General features: G+C 45.1%; 8 protein-coding genes and 1 rRNA gene. All 9 read right to left on the bottom strand.

From position 1 onward, the window contains the following. Positions 1-742, bottom strand: a 16S ribosomal RNA gene (locus tag FYJ66_RS07530); the annotation flags it as partial. A gap of 517 nt (positions 743-1,259) precedes the next feature. Continuing rightward, positions 1,260-1,757 (bottom strand): LytTR family transcriptional regulator DNA-binding domain-containing protein, encoded by a 498-nt coding sequence (locus tag FYJ66_RS07525; protein ID WP_154572887.1) that lies wholly within the window; start codon positions 1,755-1,757, stop codon positions 1,260-1,262. A 203-nt stretch (positions 1,758-1,960) separates the two neighbouring features. After that, positions 1,961-2,203 (bottom strand): RNA-binding S4 domain-containing protein, encoded by a 243-nt coding sequence (locus FYJ66_RS07520; RefSeq protein ID WP_154572886.1) that lies wholly within the window; start codon positions 2,201-2,203, stop codon positions 1,961-1,963. Between the two features lie 117 nt (positions 2,204-2,320). Then, positions 2,321-2,599 (bottom strand): HU family DNA-binding protein, encoded by a 279-nt coding sequence (locus tag FYJ66_RS07515; RefSeq protein ID WP_154572885.1) that lies wholly within the window; start codon positions 2,597-2,599, stop codon positions 2,321-2,323. A gap of 199 nt (positions 2,600-2,798) precedes the next feature. Then, on the bottom strand, positions 2,799-3,491 hold the full coding sequence (locus FYJ66_RS07510; protein WP_154572884.1) for a ferredoxin--NADP reductase: 693 nt from the start codon (positions 3,489-3,491) through the stop codon (positions 2,799-2,801). Between the two features lie 104 nt (positions 3,492-3,595). Further along, positions 3,596-4,201, bottom strand: a complete 606-nt coding sequence (locus tag FYJ66_RS07505) for a thiamine phosphate synthase (protein ID WP_154572883.1) — start codon at positions 4,199-4,201, stop codon at positions 3,596-3,598. 9 nt (positions 4,202-4,210) lie between these two features. Continuing rightward, positions 4,211-4,993 (bottom strand): thiazole synthase, encoded by a 783-nt coding sequence (locus FYJ66_RS07500; RefSeq protein WP_417281405.1) that lies wholly within the window; start codon positions 4,991-4,993, stop codon positions 4,211-4,213. Between the two features lie 123 nt (positions 4,994-5,116). Beyond that, on the bottom strand, positions 5,117-5,743 hold the full coding sequence (gene thiF, locus FYJ66_RS07495) for a sulfur carrier protein ThiS adenylyltransferase ThiF (protein ID WP_338071183.1): 627 nt from the start codon (positions 5,741-5,743) through the stop codon (positions 5,117-5,119). 3 nt (positions 5,744-5,746) lie between these two features. Next, positions 5,747-5,941 carry a sulfur carrier protein ThiS gene (thiS, locus tag FYJ66_RS07490; protein WP_154572882.1) on the bottom strand — a complete coding sequence of 65 codons (195 nt, stop codon included), beginning with the start codon at positions 5,939-5,941 and terminating at the stop codon, positions 5,747-5,749. Positions 5,942-6,000 lie beyond the last annotated feature (59 nt).

Here is a 6,000-nt window from a genome sequence, read left to right as displayed (position 1 = left end):
CAGTTGCAGTCCAGAAAGCCGCCTTCGCCGCTGGTGTTCCTCCTAATATCTACGCATTTCACCGCTACACTAGGAATTCCGCTTTCCCCTCCTGCACTCAAGTTATGCAGTTCGCAAGGCGAACAGTAGTTAAGCCACTGCCTTAAACCTCACGCTTACATAACCACCTACGCACTCTTTACGCCCAATAATTCCGGATAACGCTTGCCCCCTACGTATTACCGCGGCTGCTGGCACGTAGTTAGCCGGGGCTTGCTGCCCGGGTACCGTCACTTTCTTCGTCCCCGGGAACAGAAGTTTACAACCCGAAGGCCTTCATCCTTCACGCGGCGTTGCTGCATCAGGCTTTCGCCCATTGTGCAAGATTCCCTACTGCTGCCTTCCGTAGAAGTTTGGACCGTGTCTCAGTTCCAATGTGGCCGATCACCCTCTCAGGTCGGCTACTGATCGTCACCTTGGTGAGCCGTTACCTCACCAACTAGTTAATCAGACGCAGGCCCATCTCACACCGATAAATCTTTGACCGGATCAACATGTGTTGTTCCGGTTTCATGAGGTATTATTCATCGTTTCCAATGGCTATCCCTCTGTGTGAGGCAGGTTGCCTACGCGTTACTCACCCGTCCGCCGCTGTCCATTCTTTAAATCCTCCGAAGATTCATTAAAGAATTTCTCGCTCGACTTGCATGTATTAGGCACGCCGCCAGCGTTCATCCTGAGCCAGGATCAAACTCTTTATAATTTGTATTTAAAACCTTTCGGCATTTAAATCGATCCTGATTTCAGATCTGACGCTTTGCGCTCGATCTCATTTCGAAATCATTGTTTTTAAAGAATTGTACGTGAACCATTCGACTTACCATCTCATGATTGCTATGTACATTGTCTTAAGTCTGTATTGCTACAGTTCTTTCGACTGGTTTCTTTGTACTATTTAGTTTTCAATGTGCTGTTGCCGCTCTGTGCGACAGCTTGTTTATTATACGGCTCTTTATCGAACATGTCAAGGACTTTTTGAAATTAATTTGAATTTCTTCGAACAATCAATCAAATGTCATCTTGTATTGTTCAACTTGCTGTATAATAAATGCCGTTCATCGAACGGCTTATTTATATTAGCATAATATTATTTTGTCGTAAAGAGATATTTAAGAAATATTATATATTTTTTAACATAGCCTGATTTGATATATTTACAAGCATACACTATTAACTGTGTTTACACATTATTTGTATTTACAGATTTGTCTATAAATGATTTACTGCCGTGCAAATCCCTTCGCTATTTCTGATAAGACCTCCGGTGAATATATGTAATTCTGAAAATCCTCGTTTTTCACGGCTTCTGCATATTCCGCATCTTCTATAGGAACATCCACCGTGTATGGAGGAAAGCTTCTCAGATACTTCTTATACGCTTGTCTCATCTTAATAAAATTGTTTCTCCCGAATGTACATGTCTTTCCGCAGAAGAAGCTGAGTTCTCTATCCTCTACCTTATTGACAGCATCAAAGCTGATGTACATGCTCTCCATTACTTTATACAGTCCGTATTTGTCCAGTGCCTGGCTAATGTCGCTGAGCTTTGCATAACATGAAAATTCTTCTCCATCTTTAAGGACAATAAGCAGTTTCCTTCCATCCTGCTCGGCCATGGCAATATCGCTGATATGAATCCTTGAACAGATATTGTTTGTCACCACTGAAATATACTCTGTGTCACTGTAACAGATTTCCCTAGTTTTTTCTCTATACATAAATATCCCTCATCTTTCCAAATATTCAATACGCTGTTCCTGTTTTTCTCCGGAGATGTTATGTATAGATTTTACAATGTAATAGGCTTATTTTCCTCTGTTATAAATCGTGTTATCTCGTTAATGAATTTCTTTTGCACAAGCTAAAGGCATGTTTCGGTGGATAACCCTGTGGATTACGCTGTTAATAACCTGCAATTATTTTAATCTATTACGATATACATTTTTTGTGCATCTTCTTTTCTGGGAGATTCAATTAATTCTGTTACCTGAACGTTTAAAATACTGTTTCCAAAAGTAACTGTTATTTTGTCTCCAACGCTCAATTCTGTTCCTGGTTTACTTTCTTTTCCGTTTACCTGGACACGGCCTGCTTCACATGCCTCTTTTGCAACTGTCCTTCTCTTTATTATTCTTGAATTCTTCAGAAATTTATCCAGCCGCATTTCTCTCTCCTTTTCGTATATTCTTTTTCAGGCTTTAAATAATAATGACGATTAAACTTAAATAATAAAAAAGCAGACAGCACCAGGCCGTCTGCCAATAACTCCAAGTTAATCAGACTACTTGTTTACAGCATCCTTCAGAGACTTTCCGGCTTTGAATACAGGTGCCTTTGAAGCCGGGATATCAATAACTGCATCTGGCTTCTGAGGATTTCTGCCCTTTCTTGCCTTTCTGGATCTGGTTTCGAATGTTCCGAATCCAATAAGTCTTACACTGTCTCCTGCTACTAATGATTCTTCTATTGTTCCCAGAACAGCATCAAGTGCTGCCTCTGCATCCTTCTTCTTAAATCCTGTCTTATCTGCAACCTTGCTTACCAACTCAGCCTTGTTCATAACTATCCTCCTTAATGAGCTTTAACTTGTATTATTATACGAACGCCTTCTAATACTGTCAATAACTGGGTTTGCTCATATTTAAGAAGAAGCTCTGATCTGTTTAAGGTAAAAAACAACCGAAATAATTATTTTACTTTCGGTAACAAGGTTTTCCCATTGAATTGAATCGAATTGAACTAAATCAAATTCAAGCCCATCAGTATCCGAAGAATTCGTCTTTAACAATATTAGAATCTTTTATGCCAAGTTCCTGAAGCTGTTTTGTGAAAGCTGCGTTCATTCCCGGTGAACCGGCAATAAGGTACTCAGCTTCGTTTCCATTGGCCTTGGCGTATTCTGCAGTTTTCCCAGTGAAAACATCTACTTCAGTGACAAATTCCACCGAAAAATCCTCCAGTTTTGCGTCAGCTTCACGGAAGAAGTCACCAAATGGGTGATCACCGCCAGCTTCAGAAAACAGCATGTGTATTTTATGTCCGTTTTTGTGAGAATCCAGCTCATGACGCATTATGGATCTTATTGGTGTGATGCCGATTCCACCCACAATTATAAGAGATTTTACTTTTTCAGGATTAAATCCGAAGGATCCCAGAGGCTCTGCTACCTGAATCGTATCTCCCGGTTCTATCTTTTTAAGAAGTATATCCTTAAAGCTGGTATGAAGTTCTCCAATCTTGGTAGCAAACATCAGAAAACCATCTTCAGGAGCCGATGCTATGGTAAATACCCTGGTATCCCTGTCTCCTTCATCCACTTCGTATCCTGGAATCCGCCACATCACATGCTGACCGGCCTTCCATGAATAACCTTCTGGAACTGTCATCTTAAAACTGTATGAATCATGAGCAATCTGCTTCTTTTCTTTTAGTATCGCATTTCTGAATTCCATGACACACTTCCTTTCTGTATGGTCAACACCAATGTTTTCTATATTGTACCATTTATGTCGAATTAATAAACAGGTAATGTCAATAAAATACAAAAAGATACTGTTTATTTTGACCCATTAGAACTGGTAACGCTCATATACCCAGACATCACACAGACTCCGGCAGCGCCGGTCTTCATGCAGTCCCCATAGTTTTTTTCGTTGATTCCACCTATCCCATAGACCGGACAGTCCACGCCGGCGCAGCAGGCACCGAGACTGTCAAGCCCCCGGGGCTCAAGCCCTTTTTTGCAATCGGTGGCGAAAACATGGCCAAAGGTCACGTAAGTTGCTCCAAGGGCCCGGGCTTCTCTGGCCTCCTCCGGACTGTGAACGCTGACGCCAAGAATGCGGAAAAAACTTTTTTCTTCACTGTTCATTTGACGCAGTTTTTCGAGAGGTAAGTGGATGTTCTTACAGCCCAGCTCCCGCGCAACATCCGGCCAGCTGTGAAGAAGGCAGAGTTTGTCTTTTGCGCTGCACAGGTCAATTACCCGATGAGCTAGAATCATGTAATCTGATGGAGGAAGATCCTTTTCCCTCAGGATCAGCCAGTCCGGGGCCGGCAGACCATTGACGCCGCAATCCAGGATCAGTTGGAGCCATGAGAGAAAATCACCTTTTACAAGTTTTCGATTTGTGATGCAAATAAATTTTTGCTGGTCCTTCATCTCTAAATCCTAGCCTCTCAGAAATCCAGTCTGGGGATCGCTGGATGACGCGCCGCGTTGGAGGACTCTCCCCATGCCGGCCAGGTAGGCCTTACGGCCCGCTTCGATGGCATTTTTAAAGGCACATGCCATCTCAGGCACGTTCCCGGCCGTTGCTATGGCGGTGTTTGCCATGATGGCGGCAGCTCCCATCTCCATTGCCTCGCAGGCTTGGGATGGGCGGCCGATTCCCGCGTCCACAATTACCGGAACTTCCAGCTCGTCGATGAGGATCTGGATGAATGCTTTCGTCTGAAGGCCACTGTTAGAACCGATAGGTGCGGCTAGAGGCATGACACAGGCAGCACCTGCATCCACCAGCGCCTTTGCACTGTAGAGGTCCGGATACATGTAGGGCATCACCACAAAGCCATCGTCCGCCAGGATCTTAGTGGCCTTTACGGTTTCGTTGTTATCGGGCAGAAGATACTTTGAATCCCTCATTATCTCTAACTTCACAAAATCACCGCAGCCCAGCTCCCTGGAAAGCCTTGCTATTCTTACGGCCTCTTCTGCGGTCCTTGCACCTGAGGTGTTAGGGAGCAGAGTTACGCCGTCAGGAATATAGTTCAGTATGTTCTCAGGATCCTTGGTATTCGTCCGTCTTACAGCCAGGGTGATAATCTCTGCACCGGCATTTTCCACTGCCGCTTTAATCAGATCAAATGAATATTTTCCAGATCCCAGGATGAACCTGGATGTGAACTTGTGTCCTCCCAGCTCCCAGCTGTCTTTTTTCATTTCTTCTGCCATTTTCTCCTCCTCTAGCCGACTCCATGAATCTGCATCGGCCTTTTTCATCATGCGCCGGCGATTCTCCGCGGCGTCTTTTTTCCATCAGCCACACACGTAACTATGCGGCCACCTCTCTTTGTATTACTCCCCGTCCATGATTAGTTGAATCACCAGGTTCGCCTGATGGGCTGCGCATATTGCCACCCTCGGGGAAAAAAGGGTACCGGCCTGCTCCAGCCCAGTCTCTCCATCTCCGCAGATGTAGAATCGGGATGATACGCGGCGGGTCTGTATCTCGTTGCTCTTTCCGTATCCTGCCATGCCGGAACCCGCAATCAGAACTGCCTCAGGCAGCTCTTCAAGAACAACGTTACATAGCATTGCCTTCTGGTCAGCTTTGTCAAAGGCCTCCACAATGTATTCATCGTCCTTCAGCAGTTCCGGAATGTTTTCCGGAGTCAGCTTCACCTGATCTGTGACTATGTTTATATAAGGGGCAAAGTCCCTCAGCTCGTCTCTCAGAGCCTCGGCCTTTGGTGTTCCAATCTGATCCAGGCGGTACTGCTGCCGGTTGATATTAGGCAGGTCAACTCTGTCGAAGTCCAGCAGATGGAGGCGGCCTACGCCGCACCGGGCCAGGTGAATGGCCACGTTGGAGCCCAGTCCTCCGAGGCCGCATATGGCCACCGAGGCGCGGGATATCTTTTTCTGGCCCTCTATCGTATGCCTCGAGGCCAACGCCTCAAAAAGTTCTTTTTCCGTTACCACTCTCTAACCTCCCGACACGAAGGATACCACTTCTACCGTGTCACCGTCCTGCAGGATGGTCTCCGGATAATCCGCCTTTTTTACTATATGCTCGTTGATCTCCACGGCGATGAACTTCATGTTAAAGCCCTTTTCCACCAGGATATCCTCCAGCACGGCACCGGCGGCATCCGTCATTTCTCCATTTATCTTAACCATTTCTATCTATCTGTCCCTCCGATCCAATATAATAAAAGCTGATAAACTCATCTGGAACG

It is taken from the genome of Allobaileyella intestinalis (assembly GCF_009695865.1).
GTDB classification, from domain to species: domain Bacteria; phylum Bacillota; class Clostridia; order Peptostreptococcales; family Anaerovoracaceae; genus Allobaileyella; species Allobaileyella intestinalis.
Note: the sequence above shows the minus strand (reverse complement) of the source record. Positions and strands in the feature narration are given on the sequence as shown.